Source organism: Micromonospora polyrhachis, from assembly GCF_014203835.1.
In the GTDB taxonomy this organism is placed as follows: domain Bacteria; phylum Actinomycetota; class Actinomycetes; order Mycobacteriales; family Micromonosporaceae; genus Micromonospora_H; species Micromonospora_H polyrhachis.
Window position 1 is genome coordinate 4943435 of sequence record NZ_JACHJW010000001.1, and the last position, 19831, is coordinate 4963265.

Genomic DNA, 19831 nt, shown 5'->3' on the forward strand with positions numbered 1-19831 from the left:
CGACGCTTGTGGAATCGCCGGAGCGGCGTGCGCGTCGATGACCGCGTGAAAGGGATAGGCCGTGCATCTTACCCCGAGAGAGTTTGACAAGCTCACCATTCTTTCGCTGGCGCAGATCGCGAATGCGCGTCGGGACAAGGGGATAAAACTGAACCATCCGGAGTCGGTTGCGGTCATTGCTGCTGCCGCACTGGAGGGCGCGCGCGAGGGCAAAACCGTCGAGGAAGTGATGCACGACGCGGCGCACGTCCTGACCAAGACGGACGTGATGGAGGGTGTCGCCGAAATGCTGCCCATGGTCCAGGTCGAGGCGGTCTTCACCGACGGCAGCCGACTGGTGACCATCCATTCGCCCGTCCAGTAGGCCCGATCATCCACCCCCGGTTGGCGCGGCGCCGTCGGCCCGGCGGTGACCAGGACACGGACCCATGAATGCGAGGACGAGATGGCGGAGCCCAAGCAGCACCCCGGACCCAACCACAAGCATCTGCGGCCGATCGGCGGATACGTCCTGTCCGACGAGCCGTTGGAGCTGAACGCGGGACGGCCCACCCAGCAGATCGAGGTCCACAACACCGGTGACCGGCCGATCCAGGTGGGCTCCCATTACCACTTCTATGAGACCAACCGTAATCTCGAATTCGACCGGGAGGCCACCTTCGGCTGGCGGTTGGACATTCCCGCGACCACTTCCATCAGGTTCGAGCCGGGCGACAAGAAGACGGTCCAACTCGTGCCGTTCGGCGGCCGCCAGCGGGTGTACGGATTCAACGGACTGGTCAATGGTTGGACCGGCCCGGGACCAATTCCGGGATATCAGCCGGACCGGTCGGAGGCGATTCATCAGGCCGAACTTCGTGGCTTCAAGTCGAGTTCCGGCAAGTCAGGCGGCGGCAAGTCGGGCAGCGGTCAAAGTGGCGGCCAAGGCAATGACAAAGGCAAGGGCAAGAACCAGTAGTCGGGCCGGTGACGGGATAGGCCGAGGCGGCACCAGGAGAGAGAGTCCACGATGAGCCAGATCTCCCGGCAGGAATATGCCGGAATGTATGGCCCGACCACCGGTGACAAGATCCGGCTGGCCGACACCGAGCTCTACATCGAAATCGAGAAGGACCTGCGGGTCCTGGGCGACGAGGTCATGTACGGCGGTGGCAAGACGCTCCGGGACGGTATGGGGGTCGACAACCAGACCAAGAACTCGGGCGGTGTGCTGGATCTCGTCATTACCAACGTGACGGTCCTCGACGCGACGATCGGCGTGGTCAAGGCCGACGTCGGGGTCAAGGACGGCAAGATCGTCGGCATCGGCAAGGCCGGTAACCCGAACACCATGGACGGGGTCACGCCGGGGCTGGTGACCGGTGTCGGCACCGACGCCATCTCCGGTGAGCACCTCATCCTGACCGCGGCCGGTATCGACCCGCACGTGCACATGGTCTGCCCGCAACAGGCGTACGCGGCGCTCAGCAACGGCGTGACCACCCTGTGGGGCGGTGGCACCGGGCCGAGTGACAGCTCCAACGGTGTGACCATCACCCCGGGCCCGTGGAACATCCACGCGTTGATGCGCGGCCTCGAAGGGCTGCCGATCAACGTCGGCATCCTGGCCAAGGGCAACAGCTCCGGGTGGGGACCGCTGATGGAGCAGTTGGAGGCGGGCGCGGCCAGCTTCAAGGTGCACGAGGACTGGGGCTCGCCACCGGAGGCGATCCGGGCCGCCCTCACCGTGGCGGAGATGTACGACGTGCAGGTCAGCGTCCACACCGACACGCTGAACGAAAGCGGCTACATCGAGGACAGCATCGCCGCCTTCGAGGGGCGGACCATCCACACCTTCCACACCGAGGGAGCCGGCGGCGGCCACGCGCCGGACATCATCAAGGTCGCCGGCCAGCCCAACGTCCTGCCCAGCTCCACCACGCCGACCGTGCCGTACGGCATCAACAGCCAGTCCGAGCTGTACGACATGATCATGGTCTGCCACAACTTCAACCCGAAGGTCCCCTCGGACGTGGCGTTCGTCGAGAGCCGGATCCGGCCGGAGACCATCGCCGCCGAGGACGTACTGCTGGACGAGGGCATCATCTCGATGATGTCCAGCGACTCCCAGGCCATGGGGCGGGTGGGGGAGACCTGGCTGCGGACCATCCAGCTGGCCGGCCAGATGAAGCGGGTCCGGGGCAAGCTGGCCGAGGACTCACCGGACAACGACAACTTCCGGGTGCTGCGCTACGTCGCCAAGATGACCATCAACCCGGCCATCACCCAGGGCATCTCACACGTACTCGGGTCGATCGCCCCGGGCAAGATGGCCGACCTGGTGCTGTGGGAGCCGCCCTTCTTCGGGGTCAAGCCCAAGATGGTCATCAAGAACGGCCAGATCCTCTGGTCCATCATGGGCGACCCGAACGCCTCCCTGCCCACCCCGCAGCCGGTCTACTACCGGCCCATGTACGGGACGCTCGGCTCGGCGCTCACCCAGAACTGCATCACCTTCGTCTCACAGGCCGGCTACGAGAACGGGATCGCCGAGAAGCTCGGCCTGCAACGCCAGATCATCCCGGTGTACGGCACCCGGGGGCTGACCAAGCGGGACATGATCCGCAACGACAAGCTGCCGAAGCTGGAGGTCGACCCGGAGACCTTCGCGGTCAAGGTCGACGGCAAACACGCCACCGTGCCGCCGGCCCAGAACCTGCCGATGAGCCAGCTCTACTTCTTCAGCTGACCGGCGGGCTGACCGGCGGGCTGACCAGCGGGGCTGACCAGCGGGGCTGACCAGCGGGGCTGACCAGCGGGGCTGACCAGCGGGGCTGACCAGCGGGGCTGACCAGCGAACGACCCCAAGGATGACCAGCGAACGACCCAAGGAGAGAACGACATGCTCGTGGAATCGGTGGTCGGTAACGCCCACGAACCCGACTGGGAGGTGCGGCTCAAGGCCGCCCAGGTGGACAGCCTGATGCTCGACCAGTGGGAGGCGCAGAAGAACCGGCTACGCAAACAGACCCGGGACGGCACCGAGGTGGCGATCTCCCTCGGGCGGGGCACCCGCCTGCGGGACGGGGACATCCTGTCCTGGGACGAGCCGACCACTACCGCGATCGTCGCCCGGATCGAACTCGGCGAGGTGATGGTGGTCGACCTCGGCGGACTCGACGGGCAACCCACCGAGCTGGCGATCCGCTCGGCGGTGGAACTCGGTCACGCCATCGGCAACCAGCACTGGCCGGCGGTGGTCAAGGGGGGCAGCATGTACGTCCCGCTCACCGTCGACCGCAAGGTCATGGACTCGGTCATGCGTACCCACGCCTTCGTCGGGATCACGCACGAGTTCGTAGCCGGTACCGAGGTGATCGCGTACCTCGCGCCGCACGAGGCCCGTCGCCTCTTCGGGGGCGCCGACGCCACCCCGCACACCCACCTGCCGTCCGCCAGCGCCAACTGATCAGGGGGCCGGCCGTGCGGACCATGTCGACGACCCTACGGACCCTCCAGTTCGGTGACTCGATGTTTCCGGTCGGCGCCTTCGCCTTCTCCAACGGGCTGGAGATGGCGATCCAACACGGCGTCGTCGGGGACCGGGCGAGCCTGCACGAGTTCGTCCGGACCACCACCCGCCAGGCGGCCAGCGGCGACGGGATCGCCCTGCTCGCCGGGCATCGGTCCACCGTCGCCGGCGACCTGGACGGGATCCGTCGGGCCGACGAGGCAGTGCACCTGCGCAAGCTCAACGAGGAGACCCGGACGATGACCGTACGGATGGGGCGCAAGCTCGCCGAGGCGGCCACGCACATCGTCGGCGACTCCCTGCTGGAGAAGCGGTTCCGGGATGCCGCCTCGGATGGTGTTCCGGTCACCTATCCGGTGGCGCTCGGCGTGCTCTTCGCCACCCTCGGCCTGACCGAGGAGGATGCCTTCGCCGCCCACCAGTACGGCGCGGCGGTGATGGTGCTCAGTGCCGCGATCCGCCTGATGCGGGTCGACCACCTCGACACCCAGGCGATCCTGTTCGCCGTCAACGACACGGCCGCCGCCGAGTACCGACGGGTGGCCGGGGCGGAACTGTCGGAAATGGCCACCTTCGCGCCGGTGGTCGACGTGCTGGCAGCGGCCCACGTACACGCGCATGTCCGGATGTTCATGAACTGAGAACGCAAGTGGGGGAGAGCTATGAAGACAGTGAGTCGGATCGGCGTCGGGGGCCCGGTCGGCAGTGGTAAGACCGCGATCATCGAGGCGGTGGTGCCCCGGCTGGTCGAGAACGGCCTGCGGGTGCTGGTGGTCACCAACGACGTGGTCACCACCGAGGATGCCCAGCACGTGCGCCGGGCGTTGACCGGGGTGCTGGTGGAGGAGCGGATCGTCGGGGTCGAGACCGGTGCCTGCCCGCACACGGCGGTCCGCGAGGACCCGAGCATGAACCTGGCCGCCGTGGAGGACATGGAGGCCAAGTTTCCGGACAGCGACCTGGTCCTCATCGAGAGCGGCGGCGACAACCTGACGCTGACCTTCAGCCCGGCCCTGGTCGACTACTTCATCTACGTGATCGACGTGGCGGCCGGCGACAAGATTCCGCGCAAGAACGGGCCGGGGATCTCGAAGTCGGACATCCTGGTCATCAACAAGACCGACCTCGCCCCGTACGTCGACGCGGACCTGTCCGTGATGGCGCGTGACGCCGAACTGATGCGCCGGGGCAAGCCCTTCGTCTTCACCAACTGCAAGACCGGCGAGGGGATCGACGAACTCATCGCCCTGGTCCGGCGCAACGCGTTGTTCGACGTGGAAATCCCCGTAGGCGTGGAAGTCCCGGTCGGCGTGGAAGTCCCGGCATGATCACGCTGGACCCGGACCTGCCTGTCCTGGACATCGCACCGGAACTGGCGCCGTACCACGACGAGCCGGCCCAACTGCCCAGCGGTGCCCCCGGCAAGGTGGGCGTGCTGCGGATGCGGTTCGAGCAGCGGGACGAACGGACGGTGCTCGCCGACCTCTACCGGCAGGCACCGCTGCTGGTGCAGCGGGCGCTCTACTGGGACGAGGCGATGCCGGAGATGGCCTGCGTCTTCATGCTTACCACCTCCGGCGGGGTGCTCCAGGGCGATCGGTTCCGGATCGACCTCGCGCTGGGCGAGGGGGCGCGGGTCCATCTGACCAGTCAGTCCGCCATGAAGATCCAGGAAATGGACGCGAACTACGCGTCCCAACTCCAGGACATCACCCTCGCCGACGGCGCCTACCTGGAATACCTGCCGGAGCAGACCATTCCCTACCGGCACAGCCGGTTCATCACGTACACCCGGGTTCGGCTGCCGGAGACGGCGACCATGCTCTACGCGGAGATCCTCGCCCCAGGGCGCAAGTACCACCGGGATGGGGAGATCTTCCAGTACGACCTCTTCTCCTCCACCCTGCGGGCGGCCCGACCGGACGGCCCGGACCTGTTCGTCGAGAAGTTCCTGGTCGAACCGGAGCGGTTCGGAGTGGACCGGGTGGGCGTGATGGACCAGTTCCACGTCTTCGCCAACGTCGTTCTGTTGACCGCTCCGGACTGCGCCAACCGGGTCTACGCCCAGACGACGCCGACGTGGGCGGAGGACGTACCGCTGGCGGCCGGCGTCAGCCGGCTACCCAACGACGCGGGACTGATCTACAAGGTGCTCGGTACGGAGACCGAACCGGTCCGAGCGAAGGTACGCGAGTTCTGCGCGCTGGCCCGCCAGGAAGCGGTGGGTCGACCCTTCGCGCCCGCCTTCAGTTGGCGTTGACGAGCCGGCACCTGGAGAGGAAGCCACATGGCCGACATCACCGCATCGTGGAAGCGGCTCGCCGACCGCAGCCCCATCGTCGAGTTCGTCGACGCGTGCCTGCGCGGCACGTCGCAGGTGATGCTGCAGAACAACCCGGTCACCGGCCTGGTGATCCTGATCGCCATCGCCGTCGGGGCGTTCGACAGTGGTCACCCCCGCCTGCTCGGTGGTGCGGTCGTCGGGGTGGCCGTCGGCACCGCGACCGCCATCCTGCTGCGCGCCGACCGGGACTCGCTGCGCTCCGGCCTGTACGGCTTCAGCCCACTGCTGACCGGGATCGGGGTGCTTCTCTTCCTCCGGGGCAGCGCAATGGTCTGGCTGTACGTGGTGTTCGGCGCGGCGGCCACCACGTTGGTGACGTTCGCGCTCAGCAACGTCATGAAGACCTGGGGGGCACCGGCGTTCACCTTCCCGTTCGTGCTGACCACCTGGGCACTGCTGATGGGGGCGTACCAGCTTGTCCGGCTGCATGTGAAGACATCGACCCCACCCGGGCTGCCCGGGCACGGCGGGGCGGAAGCGGCCTACCTCAGCGGCGACACCCCGCTCGGCATGCTGGAGGGTGTCGCCCAGGTCTATCTCATCGGCAGTTGGATCAGTGGAGTGATCATGCTGGTCGGGCTGGCGATCAACTCCCTGCGGGTGGCGCTGTTCGCGGTCATCGGCACCGTGGTCGCCGCGTTGATCGCGATCTGGTTCAGGGCCGGTGCCACGGACGTGGAGACCGGGCTGTGGAGTTTCAACGCGGTACTGACCGCCATCGCCCTGGGGGCGGTGCTGTTCAAGCCCTCCGTGCCGGCGGTGATCTACGCGTTGTTCGGCATCGTGGCCACCGTCTTCATCCAGGCCATGCTCGCCACCGTGCTGGCCCCGTACGGCATTCCGACGCTGACCGCGCCATTCGTCTTCGCCACCTGGCTGTTCGTCATCGCGAAGGAGAACTTCACCCCGATCCCGCAACACAAGTCCTATCGCGGCGGGCTGATGGCACCGCTCAAACCAGACGTCGGATCCAACCGTTGAGCCACGCCGGGAAGAACCGCTGAGCCACGTCGGATCCAACCGTTGAGCCGCCGGCCGGACCGGTGAGGAAGGGGGCAGGGGGATGCTCGCTCAGGCCGCGATCAGCGCCGGTGACACCGCCTGGGTGCTGATCTGCGCCGGGCTGGTGCTCTTCATGACACCCGGGCTGGCGTTCTTCTACGCCGGCATGGTGCCCAAAAGCAACACCCTGGTGATGATGCAGCAGAACATCATCGCCCTCGGGGTGGTCAGCATTACCTGGGTCCTGCTCGGCTACACCATCGCCTTCGGCGACGACGCCGGTGGTGGGCTCTTCGGCAACCTCGGACTCTTCGGGCTGCTGGACATCGGCACCCCGCCCGCCCCGGCGTTCCGGGTGGTCGCCGAGGGCGTCACCATTCCGGCGCTGGCCTTCGTGGCGTACCAGATGATGTTCGCGGTGATCACCCCCGCGTTGGCCACCGGAGCCACCGCCGGCAGGCTGAAGTTCGCCGGCTGGGCGGTCTTCCTCGCCATCTGGTCGATCATCGTCTACCCCCCGATCGCGCACTGGCTCTGGCACCCCGGCGGATGGCTGGCCAAACTGGGTACGCAGGACTGGGCCGGCGGCATGGTGGTGCACGCCTCGGCCGGGGCGGCGGTGCTGGCCCTGCTGCTCGTGGTCGGTCGACGGCGGAACTGGCCCCACACCAACACCCTGCCGAACTCGGTGCCGCTGACGATCGTCGGTGCCGGCATCCTCTGGTTCGGCTGGTTCGGGTTCAACGGCGGGGACGGACTCCAGGCCAACGGGGTCGCGGCGCAGGCACTCATCAACACCCACCTGGCCGCTGCGGCCGGGATGTTGATCTGGCTGCTGATGGAACGAGTGGAGGACGGTCATCCGACCGTGGTGGGGGCGGTCTCCGGCGCGGTCGCCGGGCTGGCCACGATCACCCCGTGCGCCGGCTTCGTCAGTACGCTCTCCGCGCTGGCGATCGGGGCGATCGCCGGTTTCGTCTGCCACACCGCGCTGCGGCTGAAGTACCTGCTCCGGCTGGACGACGCGCTCGACGTACTCGCCGTGCACTGGGTCGGCGGCATGCTCGGCTCACTACTGCTGGGCCTCTTCGCGCAGACCCAGGCCAACAAGCTGAGTGCGGACGGGCTCTTCTTCGGCGGTGGGTTCCGGCTGCTCGGCAACCAGGTGGTCGGCGTACTCGTCGTGGTGGTGTTCTCGTTCGTCCTGAGCTGGTTGATCGCCACCGGCATCGAGAAGACCATCGGGCTGCGGGCACCGGTCGCCAACGAGGGCCGACTCGACCAAAATCAACAAGGTATCGACGCCTATCATCTCGACCCCGTCTCCAGTCTGCCGGGCGGCGGCTCGCCGACCGGTGGGCCGGGCCCGCAACCGACCGTCGGCGGCACACCCGTACGGCCGAAGCCCGACCAGACCCGGTTGGTCACCGGGCTGCTGGACTCCGCGCTGGTGCACTCCGGCGACCTGCGGGACGCCTTGCAAGCTGCCGGAGCGGTCTCGATCGTGGTCTCCGAGGTGCATGTCTCGACCGTTCCCGTCCATCCGCAGGTCGTCCGGGGCTACCGGCGTGACCTTGAACTGGCCGGCCGGATCCGAGTGGAGGCGCTGGTGCCGGAGGCGGAGGTGCTGGCGGTGCTGGAGGTTTTCGACCAACTCTCGCCCGGGCATCCCGAGGGATTCGTCCAGGTCGCCGAAGCGAGCGACGACTTCCGTCCGGGACCAGGCGGCGGCCCGCCCGGCGCGGGCGGTCTCCCGTCCGGGCCAGGTGGCGGCCCGCAACCCGGCCCCCAACCCGGCCCCCGCGCCAGCTGACGCCGATTAGATGAGCGGTGGCGGGGGAGCCGGCTCGTCTCCGGGCGGCAGGGACCCCGGCCCGGCCTCCGGTGGTGACTCGGGCCGGTGGCAGGACGCGGAATCCGAGTTCCGTCAGCCGGTGCTTGCGTTGGCCCTGGCCACCGGGGTCGCCGGGTACGTCGACGCGTTCAGCCTGCTGCGCTACGGCGTCTTCGTCGCGAACCAGTCGGGCAGCCTCATCCACCTGGGGATGGGCCTGGCCGGGCACTTCCCGGTCTGGCCGGCGGCGCTGGCCTCGATCATCGGATTCGGCCTCGGTGGCGGCCTGGCCCATCTGCTGCGTCGCCGGGTCGAGTCGCATCGCCGTGCGCCTCCCGGCCCGCAACTGAGCGTCGTGATCGGAGTCGTACTGCTCTGGGCTGGGCTGGAGCAGGCTCTCGCCGTACGACAGTTCGGGCTTGCGCAGCGGGTTCCGCTTGCCGCCGTCGGTGCTGTCGGTATGGGGATGCTCGCGGTGTTGTTCGTCCGTACCGCCGGGGTGAAGACGACGACCACCTATCAGAGCGGCACGGTGCTGAACACCGGGGAGAACTTCGTCAACTGGCTGCTACGCAGTGACCGGCATCGTCCCAGCAGCCGGCGGTGGCTGCTGGGGTTCGTCGGCACCGGCTGCTATGCCGCGGGTGGGGGATTAGGTGCCCTGGTCACGCCGTGGCCGGTCGGAGTGTTCGTTGGTGCGGTCGTCGGGCTGGTCGTGCTGTTGGCGATCGTGCGTTCACCCCGGTTCGGGATGGTGGACTGATCGGCATCCCGCGCTGGTGCCAACGGAATCCGGCTGCGGACCGGTCGGGCCGGGGCCAGACTCACGGCATGACCGCGAAGATCACCAGAATCAACCCAGCGACTCTCCACGACAATCCCGGATATCACCATGTCACCATCGTCGAGGCTGGCAGGACGGCCTACCTGGCCGGCCAGTGCCCACTGGATCGCGCCGGCAACCTGGTCGGAGCGGGCGACCTGGACGCCCAGGTCGATCAGGTCGCCGCGAATGCCGCCGCCGCCCTCGCCGCGATCGACGCCGGCCCGGAACATGTCGTCCGGTCGGTGATCTATGTGGTCAGTAACGACAGTGTGGTGCTGGGTGACGTCTGGCGGCGGCTGACCGGATCGGTTATCGGGCCGGCACTAAGCACGGCCAGCACCCTGCTCGGCGTCGCGCAACTGGGCTACATCGGGCAACTCGTCGAGGTCGACCTCACGGTGTCCCTGCCCGACTGAGCCACGGTGGCCCCGGTCGGGTGAGCCACGGCCGCCAGTGAACGGCTGAACCACGGCCGCCCCGGTCGGGTGAGCCACGGCCGCCAGTGAACGGTATCGGGCCGGGGTGGCGACTCCACCCCGGCCCGATGCCGTTACTGCTGGTGCTGGGCGCGGCCCAGCACTGAATACACTGCTCCTACCGCTCGGCCATGGCCGGCTCTGGTGTCGACGCCGAGGCCGAGGTCGACAGTCGGCCCGGGTACCAGATCCTTGGCCCGATCAGCCGGAACAGTGCCGGGACCAGGGCACCCCGGATCAGGAATGTGTCGAGCATGATGCCGACCGCCATGGCGAACCCGAACTGCAACAGCGAGTTCAACGGCTGCGTCATCAGTACGGCGAAGGTGGCGGCCAGGATCACCCCGGCCGAGGTGATCACCCCGCCGGTACGGGTCAACGCCACCCCGATGCCGTTCGGGTATCCGTGTGTCGTCACCTCCTCCCGGATCCGGCTGGCGAGCAGGATGTTGTAGTCGACGCCGAGCGCGACCAGGAAGATCAGGCAGTAGAGCAGTACCCGGTCGTTGGTACCGGCCTGACCGGCCAGCGCCACCCAGGTCAGGCTCGTCGCGCCGACTGCGGAGAGCAGGGAGAGCGCAGTGGTGATCAGCAGGACCAGCGGGGCCAGGACCGCGCGCAGCAGTACGACCAGGACCACCAGGATGAGTACGGCCATCGCCACCGCCACGACTATGAAGTCCCGCAGATTGCCCTGCCGGTTGTCCAGGGCGTTGGCGCTCTCCCCACCGACCAGGACCGTGCCGTCGGGCAGGGCCGCCCTGGCGACCTCCCGTACCCGTTCGGTGCGGTCCAGAGCCGGCGTGCCGTACGGGTCGTCGCCGTAGACGACCTGGAGGCGGGCGACCTGCCCGTCGGCGGAGAGGGTCGGCTGCCCGACCTTGCTGACCCCGTCGACACTCTCGATGGCCGCGCCGACCCTGGTCGCCCCGGCGGTCGGGTCGCCGCCGCTGACGAGCACCGTGGTGGGGGCAAGTTGCCCGCCGGGGAAGGACTGGGTGAGGATCTGCTGTCCGCGCAGCGAGTCGGTGTCGCCGCGGAAGTCGCTGACCAGGTTGGCGTTCGGGGTGTAGGTGAGGAAGCCGAGGGCGAGCGCGCCGAGCACGGCGATCGTGCCAGCGGCGACCGGGCCGGGCCGGCGCAGTACCAGCGCGGAGATCCGACCCCACAGGGACCGTTCGCTCGGGATGCGCTCGGCGTGTTTCATCGGCCAGAACGCGGCCCGGCCGGAGAGCAGTACTGCGGCGGGCACGAAGGTGAGGCTGACCAGCAGCACGAAGAAGACACCGAGGGCGAGGAAGGAACCGAACTCCCGGGTGGCGGGTACCGTCGCCAGTAGCAGGGTGAACAGGGCGAGGATGACTGTTCCGCCGCTGGAGATCACCGGCTCGCCCACCTTGCGCAGGGCGAGGCGCATGGCCGCGTATCGGTCGGATGTGTCGGCCAGCTCCTCGCGGAACCGCATCAGTACGAACAGGGCGTAGTCGGTGCCGGCACCGAAGAGCAGCACGGTCATGATCGAAGCCGTCTGGGAGTCGATCTTGATGATTCCGGCGTCCGCCAGGACCGCGCCGACCGCGTTCGTCAACTGCAGAGCGACCCCGACGCCGAGCAGCGGGATCAGGGCCAGCAGTGGTGATCGGTAGATCGCCAGCAGGATGAAGAGCACCAGCAGCACGGTGAGGCCGAGCAGGATGAAGTCGGCGTTGCGGAAGACCTCGCTGGCGTCGGTGGCGATGCCGGCCGGGCCGGTGAGTCGGACCTCGGTCCCGGCCTGCCCCGGTCCCGCGATGTCACGGATCTCCCCGACGGTTTCGCCGAACCGCTCGTCGGTGCTGGGAAGTCCCCTGATCGGCACCAGGATCATGGTGGTGGTGCCGTCTTCCGAGCGCAGGGCCTGCGCTGCCGGCGCCGGCACGGTCGCGGTGGAGACCACGCCGGATACGCCCTTCGGGGCGTTCGGGCCGGACAGGGCCTCGCTGATCCGCTTCACCTCGGCCTCGTCGGCCGGCTGGAGCCCATCCGGATTGCGAAGCACGATGATTGCCGGTACGCCGTCCTGGTCCGGGAACTTCTCCAGTAGCAGGTCGCGTGCTTCGGCGGACTCCGCGCTGGGCGGTGGGGAGTTGGAACCGCTGTCCTGTTTGACCTCGTCGATGGTCGGGGTGAGGCGGGGCACGAGCCCGGCGAGGAGGATCCAGATGCCCACGACCAGCAGGGCCCGGGTCCGGGACTGGGCGACTAACTTGCCCAAGGCGGTCAGCATGAAAATTGTCCCATTCTATGGCGAGTGGCGCGTTTGTAGCTGGTTGGTGATCCTGTCAGCGTTGGCCGTGAGGAAGGTGGAGTCGGGTACGAACGTTACCGGGGCAGTTTTTCCCAACAGGATGTTGGTATCATGCCGACATGCTGTCGGCAAAGTGTCGTCGCCGGAGGTTGACGCAATGTTCGGTGGCACCCACTCCTCAGTGGCACCCACTCCTCAGTGGCGCCCACTCCTCGCCGGAGCGTGGCTCGACGGCGAACGCTGGAAGTTCCTCGTCGTACTTGCCGTGGCGTATGCCCCTGTCGTAGACACGAGGCATGTCACATAGAAAACGTCGAATGCGAAGCTTGCTCGGTGCCGTCGTGGCTGCACTGGTCACGGTCACCACCGCCGTGGCCGCCCCGGCTGGAGTGGCGGAAGCGGCCGAGACTCCCGAGATGGCGGCAACGTTCTCCGCGTACACCCGGTTCAACGTTCCCGCCGACAACGGCACCCGGGACCGGACGATCGAGGACGAGATCGTCGCGCTGACCGATGCCGTACCGACCGGCTCCTACATCCGGGGCGCGATGTTCAGCTGGACCTCGCCGGTGGTCGCCGAGGCGCTGGCCCGGGCGGCGGCCCGGGGCGTCGTCGTCCGGCTGGTGATCGACCGGGAGGGGGCCGGCAACGTCAACCTCGACCCGGCCAATGCCGCCATCCGTACGCTCAAGGCGGCGAACCTCGACGACCTGGTCTTCTGTGGAAGCTCCTCGTCCTCGGTAACCGGCTCCAGCGGATGCGTGGCGAACTTCAGCAACTCGATCAACCACAACAAGTTCTTCACCTTCTCGACGTCGGGAACGAAGAAGCGGGTCGTACTGCTGGCCTCGCAGAACCTGACCTTTTCCCAGAACAACCAGTTCAACAACGCGGTGGTGGTGCACGAGGACTACGATCTCTATGACCACTTCACCCGCTACTTCAACGAGATGCGGGCGCAGCGCAAGGACAACGACTTCTTTACCGCCGCCGACGGCTACTACAAGTCGCCGAACACGGCGGTGACTCTCTACCACTCGCCCCGGGCCAGCGGCGACACGGCACGCAACGTGCTCAGCTACGTGACCAGGTACGAGAGTGGCTGCTCGGTCGAGGTGGCCCAGGCGATGTTCACCGACCCGCGAGCGCTGGTCGCCACCGAGCTGCTGCGGATCGCCCGGCTCGGCTGCCAGGTCCGGATCGTCTACGGCAGCATGGGGGCCGACGTCCACGGCACGCTTCGTGGCTCGACCAACGTGTCGATGAAGAAGTACTACGACGCGGAGAGCGACAACTACGACGGCCGGGTCGTCACCGTGCACTCGAAGTACCTGGTCGTCAAGGGCAACTACAACGGCACCCCCGGCCGGACCATCGTCTTCACCGGCTCGCACAACCTGACCGGGCCGTCGCTGCGTAACCACGACGAGACGTTCGTCAAGATCGAGCATCCCACCGTCTCCGCCGACTACCGGGCCAACTTCGCCACGCTCTGGTCGCGGGCCAAGTGCGTCAACCCGGACAACGGCAGCTGCGCCTACTGACCGGCTACGCCGTCCGTTGGTGGTCACCGTCAGCGGCACCTGGCTCGACCGCGGAGCGGCCTGGCGGTGCCCTGACGTGGACGTAATGAACCTGGTCCTGAGTCACTTGCCCGGGAACAGGTGGTGCTGGGCCGCGCGGCGCTCAACACGCGGGGTTGACGGTGACGTCGTCGAACTCCCGGCCCCCAACGCCCGATGTCAGAGGTGTCGGGTCGTTTCGGGCGGACCACGTGGAACGTCATTTCGGTAGGTGGCCGACTGTCTCCGCCGTACCCGCTGGCGGGTTTGACAACGATATAGCTATCGGTTATCTATAGGCGACCTATTCGAAGGGTGTGCCTAGGTGCAGGACGTGGTGCTGGCCATGCTGGCGAAGGAGCCGGCGCACGGGTACGTACTGCGTAGCCGGATGCGTGACGCGCTCGGCCCGCTTGGTGAGGCGATGAACGCCGGGCAGATCTACGTGACGCTGGCCCGGCTGGCGAAGGCCGGGCTGGTGACTTCGGAACGGGCCGACGGCCTGCCGGACCGGCCCGACCGCCGGGTCTACGCGCTGACCCCGGCCGGACAGCAGCGAGTTGCCGCCTGGCTGGCCGAGGTGAGCTGGCCGAGGCCGGACCTCGCCGAGTTCCATCTCAAGCTGGTGGCCGCCGCGGCCGCCCGGCTGGCCGATCCCGTGGCCCTGGTCGATGCGCAGCGGCGCGAGGTGCTGCGCCGGCTGCGCGATGCCCAGCGGGCCGCGTTGGACCGGTCGATGGTTCCGGTTGCCGGGCTGCTGCTGGAGGGGGTCGTGCTGCGGTTGCAGGCCGACCTGAAGTGGCTGGAGGCATGCGAGCGCATGTGGACCGAGCGTGATCGGGCTGGACGGAAGGCGGAGGCATGACCGGATCGACGGTGCTGCGGGCGCGCGGGCTGACCAAGCGGTACGGCTGGAACAACACGCTGGTGCGCGCGGTGGACGAGGTCGACCTGGACGTCCCCGCCGGGCAGGCATTGGCGATCATGGGGCCCAGCGGCTGTGGCAAGTCCACGCTGCTGCATCTGCTCGGCGGGCTGCAACGCCCGAGCGACGGGCAGGTGTGGCTGGCCGGCCACCGGATCGACACGATGAGCGAACGGGCCCTGGCCCGGCTGCGGCGCCACCACATCGGCCTCGTCTTCCAATCCTTCCACCTCATGGACGAACTCACCGCCGTCGAGAACGTCGAGATGGCCGCACTGCTGGCCGGTCAGCCGCCCGGTCGGGCCCGGCGGCGCGCCCTGCATCTGTTGGACCGGGTGGGGCTGGCCGACCGCGCCGCGCACCTGCCCTCGGCGCTCTCCGGCGGCCAGCGCCAACGCGTCGCCATCGCCCGTGCGCTGAGCAACGAGCCGCTGGTCGTCCTGGCCGACGAACCCACCGGCAACCTGGACAGCGCCGCCACCTTGGAAGTGCTGCGGCTGTTCGAAGAGTTGCGCGCGGCGGGACAGACCCTGGTGGTGGTTACCCACGACGCCCGCATCGCGGCGGTCGCCGACCGGGTGATTGCCATGCGCGACGGTGCGTTCGCCGACGACAGCCGGTTCGCCGCCGCCACCGGTACCGTCTACGACGGGCGGCGCTGACATGGCTGGCCGCCTGCTGCTCGTCCTTCGGCTGTTGGTCCGGGACCTGCGCCGACGCCGGACCGAGACGGTGCTGTTGCTGGTCGCCATCACCACTGCGACCGCGACGCTGACCCTCGGTCTCGCCCTCAACGAGCTCGTCACCCGTCCGTACGAGCAGACCCGGGCCGCCACCGCTGCCCCGGACCTGGTGATGGAGCCGGGAATCACCGGCCCGGAGGCCCTGGCCGCGCTCGCACCGGTGGCGACCGCGCCCGGCGTCACCGGCCACAGCGGACCCTACCCCCTCGTCTTCAAGATGCTGACCGCCCGCGACCTGACCGTCCGAGTCGTCGTCGAGGGCCGGGACGCCGCCCCGGCAGTGCTCGACCGTCCAGCGGTGACCGACGGCACCTGGGTACGCCCCGGCGGCGTGGTCCTCGAGGGTGCCTTCGCCGATGCCCTCGGCGTGCACAGTGGCGACACGGTCAGTATCGACGGCCATCCGCTGCGGGTGGCCGGGACCGCGGTGACCGCCGCCAGGCCCACGTACCCGAACGTCGGGTGGCACCTACCGAGCAGCATCCTGCACGAGGCAGGCGGCCTGGTCTGGGTCGACCGCAGCGACATCGCCACGCTCGCCGGCACCCAGCCGCTGACGTACACCCTGAACCTGAAACTGGCCGACCCGCAGGCCGGTCTCTCGGTCTTCGGTCCGGAGCAGAGGAACCCCAGGTTCCGGGGCTGGCACATCAGGACCGGGCAGCAGGTCGCAGAGGTCAACAGTCGGCTGAACAAGAAGGCACAGGAGGCGCTGCTGGTCGGCAGTTGGCTGCTGACCGTCCTCGCGCTGGCCGGCGTCGCCGGCATCGTCGCGGGCCGGATCATCGGCCAGCGACGCCGGGTGGGGCTCCTCAAGGCCGTCGGCGCCGGGCCCGCCATGATCGCCGCCGTTCACCTCGCCGAGTACCTCGTGATCGGGCTGGCCTCCGCCGGTGTCGGTCTGACAGTCGGCTGGTTCGCCGCGCCGCCGTTGTTCCGCCCGACCGCCGGACTCATCGGATCCACCGGCCTCCACCCACCGCTGCGGGTGGTGCTCGCCGCCACCGCTCTCGCCCTCGGTATCGCCGTCGCGGCGACCCTGGTGCCGGTGGTACGCGCCGCCGCCACCACTACCATCCACACGCTCGCCGACGCCGCCACGCCACCCCGTCGTCGACGTTGGGTCATCTGGCTGTCCCGCCGGCTGCCCACCGCCCTGCTGATCGGGGTACGCATCAACGCGCGCCGGCCGCGCCGCGCCCGGCTCATCACGGTGAATACGCTGGTCAGCGCCGCGACACTCGCCGCCGTACTCATGGCACAGGTGCAGGATTACACTCCGGTCCCGCTCGGCTACTCGACGCTTCCCGACCGTCGCGAAGAGCGAATCATCCAGGCCATCCTCCTCATCGCCGTCGTGGCGTGCCTCCTCGCGCTCCTCAACACCATCGTGAGCACCTGGACCGCGGTCCTCGACGCCCGGCAACCGCTGGCCGTCGCCCGCGCGCTCGGCGCGACGCCCGGACAGGCCGGCACGGGCCTGGCCATAGCTCAGCTGTTACCCGCAATTCCCGGCGTCGCCGCCGGAATCCCCGTCGGCATCGGGCTCGTCCTGGTTCTCAGCAACGGCGATCTTCGGTACGCACCCGCCTCCTGGATGCTCGCCATGGCGCTCGGAGTCCTGCTCGCCATCGCCGTGCTCACCGCCATCCCCGCGATTGCCGCCGCACGTCGTCCAGTCGCCGACACCCTCCAGTCCACGCCGACCTGACGACCGTCAACGGCATTCACCTGTCAGCGGCCATACGACCGTCAACGGCATACGCCTGTCGACGGTATGTAGCCGTTCGTGGCGACCGAGTGGCACCGGCCGAAGAAGGCTGCCCCCATTGCCTTGAGATCCGTCCGGCAGGGCAGGATGTACGCCGGAGGGGGTGGCGAAGATGGCGGGCCGGGTTCGAGACGAGGACATCGCGCTGGTTCGTGAGCGCACCTCGATCGCCGATGTGATCTCCGAGACCGTCACCCTGAAGTCGGCCGGCGGCGGCAACCTCAAGGGTCTGTGCCCGTTCCACGACGAGAAGACTCCCTCGTTCACCGTGGCCCCTGCCCGAAATGTCTACTTTTGCCACGGCTGTGGATCCGGTGGCGACGCCATCAAGTTCCTGATGGATGCCGAGCACCTGACCTTCATCGAGTCGGTCGAACGGCTCGCCGGGCGGGCCGGTATCCAACTGCGTTACATCGAGTCCGGATCCGCACCGGCCCGTCAGCAGCCCGGTCAGAAGCAGCGGCTGGTCGCCGCGCACGCCGCCGCGGTCGAGTTCTACGCCGGCCAGCTCGGCACCGCCGAGGCCCGCGCAGCCCGGGAGTTCCTCGCCCAGCGCGGCTTCGACCGGGCCGCAGCCGAGCGCTACGCCTGCGGGTTCGCGCCGAACGCCTGGGACCAGTTGACCCGGCACCTACGGCAGAAGGGCTTCACCGCCCCGGAGCTGATCACCGCCGGCCTGGCCCGCGAAGCACGCTCCGGCTCGCTCATCGACCGGTTCCGGGGGCGACTGCTCTGGCCGATCCGGGAACTGACCGGCGACGTGATCGGCTTCGGTGCCCGTAAGCTCTTCGACACCGACGACGGCCCGAAATACCTGAACACCCCCGAGACGCCGATCTACAAGAAGTCACACGTGCTCTACGGCGTCGACCAGGCCAAACGGGAGATCGCCAAGCAGGGGAGGGCGGTCATCGTCGAAGGCTACACCGATGTGATGGCCTGTCACCTGGCCGGCGTACCGACCGCCGTGGCGACCTGCGGCACCGCCTTCGGCGCCGACCACATCGGCGTACTGCGCCGGCTGCTGATGGACACCGACGCCGTGGCCGGCGAGATCATTTTCACCTTCGACGGGGACGCCGCCGGGCAGAAGGCGGCGCTGCGGGCCTTCGAGGAAGACCAGCGTTTCGTTGGCCGTACCTTCATCGCCGTCAGCCCGGACAACATGGACCCCTGCGACCTGCGGCTGGCCAAGGGCGACATGGCCGTGCGCGACCTGGTCGCCCGCCGCGAGCCGCTGGTCGACTTCGCGCTGCGCCAGGTGCTCAGCCGGTACGACCTGGACACCGTCGATGGTCGGGTCGAGGCGATGCGTCGGGCCGCGCCGCTGGTGGCCAAGCTCAAGGACCGGGACAAACGCCCGGAGTACGTACGCAAGCTCGCCGGTGACCTCGGGATGGAGATCGAACCGGTGCAGCGGGCGGTGCTGGCCGCCGCTGCCGCCCCGACCAAGGGCACCGCCGGTGAGAAGCCCGCCCGACCGACCCCCGCCGCCCCGGCGGTGGACAACCCGCAGTCGCAGGTCGAACGCGAGGCGTTGAAGCTCGCCATCCAGGTGCCGGTGCTGGCCGGTCCGATGTTCGACGTGCTCGGGCCCGAGGTCTACCTGCACCCCGTACACGTGGTGGTGCGGCAGGCGGTGGCCGAGGCCGGCGGGGCGGCGGCGGCGGCCGGCGGTGCGGTCTGGATCGGCCAGCTTCAGGATGCCTGCACAGATCTGGCCGCCCAGGCGTTGGTGACCGAGCTGGCGGTCGAGCCGCTGCGCCTCGACGGTGAGCCGGACCCGCGCTACGTCTCGATCACCCTGGCCCGGTTGGAGTTGGGTTCGGTCAGCAGCCGGATCGCCAACCTGAAGTCGAAGGTGCAGCGGGTCAATCCGGTGGCCAACAAGGACGAATACTTCGCGCTCTTCGGCGAGCTGCTCTCCCTGGAGCAGCACGCGCGGGCGCTGCGGGACCAGGCGGCGGGAGGGCTGTAGCCGATGGGGATCTTCAACCGGCGGCCCAAGCTACCGGCCGACCGTCGGCCCCCGCTCGACCGGGACGAACGGGTGCTCGCCTGGGCGTCGGTTGCCGACGGTGACCAGGTCGTCGTGGTGACCAACCACGGCCTCTGGCTACCCGATGACGAGCAGCGGTTGGGGTGGCACGACATCCACAAGGCCACCTGGTCCGGGCGGGAGCTGTTGGTCACCCCGGCGGAGATGGTCGAGGAGCGGGACGACTACCGGGTCCTCGCCGACCGACCGTTCCGCACCTACCTCCTGCCCGACCCGGGCGAGGTGCCGCACCAGGTGCGGGTCCGGGTGACCCGCTCGGTGGCGTACACCGCGCACCACCAACTCCCGGGCGGGGGCGTCCGGGTGGCCGCCCGTCGGGTCAGTGGCGTCGATGGTCTGACCTGGACGGTGCGCTACGACCCCGGTACGGCGACCGACAGCGAGGCGGTGGTCGCGGAGACGGCCCGGCTGGTGGCGGCGGCCCGGAACGCGGCCAGCACCGACGACTGACGTCGCGTCGTCGGGTGCTGGCCAGGGCCGGTCTGGAATCG

At 68.7% G+C, this 19831-nt stretch carries 18 protein-coding genes; 17 read left to right on the forward strand and 1 reads right to left on the reverse strand.

Features of this window, described 5'->3' with window-relative positions; genetic code table 11:
* Positions 1-61 precede the first annotated feature (61 nt).
* The 11 genes from FHR38_RS21775 (at position 62) to FHR38_RS21825 (ending at position 9933) form a co-directional block, all read left to right on the forward strand.
* Positions 62-364 carry an urease subunit gamma gene (locus FHR38_RS21775; protein WP_184536408.1) on the forward strand — a complete coding sequence of 101 codons (303 nt, stop codon included), beginning with the start codon at positions 62-64 and terminating at the stop codon, positions 362-364.
* A gap of 81 nt (positions 365-445) precedes the next feature.
* Positions 446-958 (forward strand): urease subunit beta, encoded by a 513-nt coding sequence (locus FHR38_RS21780; RefSeq protein ID WP_184536409.1) that lies wholly within the window; start codon positions 446-448, stop codon positions 956-958.
* 51 nt (positions 959-1009) lie between these two features.
* On the forward strand, positions 1010-2728 hold the full coding sequence (locus FHR38_RS21785; RefSeq protein ID WP_184536410.1) for an urease subunit alpha: 1719 nt from the start codon (positions 1010-1012) through the stop codon (positions 2726-2728).
* 153 nt (positions 2729-2881) lie between these two features.
* Positions 2882-3448: an urease accessory protein UreE gene (locus tag FHR38_RS21790; RefSeq protein WP_184536411.1), complete on the forward strand. Its 567-nt coding sequence runs from the start codon at positions 2882-2884 to the stop codon at positions 3446-3448.
* Between the two features lie 23 nt (positions 3449-3471).
* Positions 3472-4152 (forward strand): urease accessory protein UreF, encoded by a 681-nt coding sequence (locus tag FHR38_RS21795; protein ID WP_221449115.1) that lies wholly within the window; start codon positions 3472-3474, stop codon positions 4150-4152.
* A 21-nt stretch (positions 4153-4173) separates the two neighbouring features.
* Positions 4174-4839, forward strand: a complete 666-nt coding sequence (gene ureG / locus FHR38_RS21800) for an urease accessory protein UreG (protein ID WP_184536413.1) — start codon at positions 4174-4176, stop codon at positions 4837-4839.
* Positions 4836-5771, forward strand: coding sequence for an urease accessory protein UreD (locus FHR38_RS21805; protein ID WP_184536414.1), 936 nt, complete (start codon positions 4836-4838; stop codon positions 5769-5771). Before ureG ends, FHR38_RS21805 begins: the two co-directional genes overlap by 4 nt.
* Positions 5772-5798: 27 nt before the next feature.
* Positions 5799-6836, forward strand: a complete 1038-nt coding sequence (gene yut, locus FHR38_RS21810; protein WP_184536415.1) for an urea transporter — start codon at positions 5799-5801, stop codon at positions 6834-6836.
* A gap of 82 nt (positions 6837-6918) precedes the next feature.
* A complete protein-coding gene (locus tag FHR38_RS21815; RefSeq protein ID WP_184536416.1) occupies positions 6919-8670 on the forward strand; it encodes an ammonium transporter in 1752 nt (583 codons plus the stop codon).
* A 10-nt stretch (positions 8671-8680) separates the two neighbouring features.
* Entirely contained in the window at positions 8681-9454 is a 774-nt protein-coding gene (locus tag FHR38_RS21820) for a YoaK family protein (RefSeq protein WP_184536417.1), read from the forward strand.
* Positions 9455-9522: 68 nt separating this feature from the next.
* A complete protein-coding gene (locus tag FHR38_RS21825) occupies positions 9523-9933 on the forward strand; it encodes a RidA family protein (RefSeq protein ID WP_184536418.1) in 411 nt (136 codons plus the stop codon).
* A gap of 178 nt (positions 9934-10111) precedes the next feature.
* On the opposite strand, the gene FHR38_RS21830 is transcribed toward FHR38_RS21825, so the two are convergent.
* The gene (locus FHR38_RS21830) at positions 10112-12247 is read right to left on the reverse strand and encodes an MMPL family transporter (RefSeq protein WP_184536419.1); all 2136 of its coding nucleotides are present in this window, start codon (positions 12245-12247) and stop codon (positions 10112-10114) included.
* A 350-nt stretch (positions 12248-12597) separates the two neighbouring features.
* On the opposite strand from FHR38_RS21830, the gene FHR38_RS21835 reads away from it, so the two are divergent.
* From FHR38_RS21835 to FHR38_RS21860, 6 genes are all read left to right on the forward strand, one after another.
* Positions 12598-13824 carry a phospholipase D-like domain-containing protein gene (locus tag FHR38_RS21835; protein ID WP_184536420.1) on the forward strand — a complete coding sequence of 409 codons (1227 nt, stop codon included), beginning with the start codon at positions 12598-12600 and terminating at the stop codon, positions 13822-13824.
* Between the two features lie 343 nt (positions 13825-14167).
* Complete coding sequence (locus FHR38_RS21840) at positions 14168-14707, forward strand: PadR family transcriptional regulator (protein ID WP_184536421.1); 540 nt, start codon at positions 14168-14170, stop codon at positions 14705-14707.
* On the forward strand, positions 14704-15429 hold the full coding sequence (locus tag FHR38_RS21845) for an ABC transporter ATP-binding protein (protein WP_184536422.1): 726 nt from the start codon (positions 14704-14706) through the stop codon (positions 15427-15429). The genes FHR38_RS21840 and FHR38_RS21845 overlap by 4 nt, the downstream gene beginning before the upstream one ends.
* 1 nt (position 15430) lies before the next feature.
* Complete coding sequence (locus FHR38_RS21850) at positions 15431-17221, forward strand: ABC transporter permease (RefSeq protein WP_184536423.1); 1791 nt, start codon at positions 15431-15433, stop codon at positions 17219-17221.
* A 172-nt stretch (positions 17222-17393) separates the two neighbouring features.
* Positions 17394-19259, forward strand: a complete 1866-nt coding sequence (dnaG, locus tag FHR38_RS21855; RefSeq protein ID WP_184536424.1) for a DNA primase — start codon at positions 17394-17396, stop codon at positions 19257-19259.
* A 3-nt stretch (positions 19260-19262) separates the two neighbouring features.
* Entirely contained in the window at positions 19263-19790 is a 528-nt protein-coding gene (locus FHR38_RS21860; RefSeq protein ID WP_184536425.1) for a hypothetical protein, read from the forward strand.
* Positions 19791-19831 lie beyond the last annotated feature (41 nt).

Bases quoted from the DNA above. Each gene is read 5' to 3' on its own strand.
- FHR38_RS21780 (WP_184536409.1), top strand. From the start codon at position 446: ATGGCGGAGCCCAAGCAGCACCCCGGACCCAACCACAAGCATCTGCGG.
- FHR38_RS21805 (WP_184536414.1), top strand. From the start codon at position 4,836: ATGATCACGCTGGACCCGGACCTGCCTGTCCTGGACATCGCACCGGAA.
- FHR38_RS21860 (WP_184536425.1), top strand. From the start codon at position 19,263: ATGGGGATCTTCAACCGGCGGCCCAAGCTACCGGCCGACCGTCGGCCC.
- dnaG (WP_184536424.1), top strand. From the start codon at position 17,394: ATGGCGGGCCGGGTTCGAGACGAGGACATCGCGCTGGTTCGTGAGCGC.
- FHR38_RS21815 (WP_184536416.1), top strand. From the start codon at position 6,919: ATGCTCGCTCAGGCCGCGATCAGCGCCGGTGACACCGCCTGGGTGCTG.
- FHR38_RS21785 (WP_184536410.1), top strand. From the start codon at position 1,010: ATGAGCCAGATCTCCCGGCAGGAATATGCCGGAATGTATGGCCCGACC.
- FHR38_RS21845 (WP_184536422.1), top strand. From the start codon at position 14,704: ATGACCGGATCGACGGTGCTGCGGGCGCGCGGGCTGACCAAGCGGTAC.
- FHR38_RS21790 (WP_184536411.1), top strand. From the start codon at position 2,882: ATGCTCGTGGAATCGGTGGTCGGTAACGCCCACGAACCCGACTGGGAG.
- FHR38_RS21835 (WP_184536420.1), top strand. From the start codon at position 12,598: ATGCGAAGCTTGCTCGGTGCCGTCGTGGCTGCACTGGTCACGGTCACC.
- FHR38_RS21850 (WP_184536423.1), top strand. From the start codon at position 15,431: ATGGCTGGCCGCCTGCTGCTCGTCCTTCGGCTGTTGGTCCGGGACCTG.
- FHR38_RS21825 (WP_184536418.1), top strand. From the start codon at position 9,523: ATGACCGCGAAGATCACCAGAATCAACCCAGCGACTCTCCACGACAAT.
- yut (WP_184536415.1), top strand. From the start codon at position 5,799: ATGGCCGACATCACCGCATCGTGGAAGCGGCTCGCCGACCGCAGCCCC.
- FHR38_RS21820 (WP_184536417.1), top strand. From the start codon at position 8,681: ATGAGCGGTGGCGGGGGAGCCGGCTCGTCTCCGGGCGGCAGGGACCCC.
- FHR38_RS21795 (WP_221449115.1), top strand. From the start codon at position 3,472: ATGTCGACGACCCTACGGACCCTCCAGTTCGGTGACTCGATGTTTCCG.
- ureG (WP_184536413.1), top strand. From the start codon at position 4,174: ATGAAGACAGTGAGTCGGATCGGCGTCGGGGGCCCGGTCGGCAGTGGT.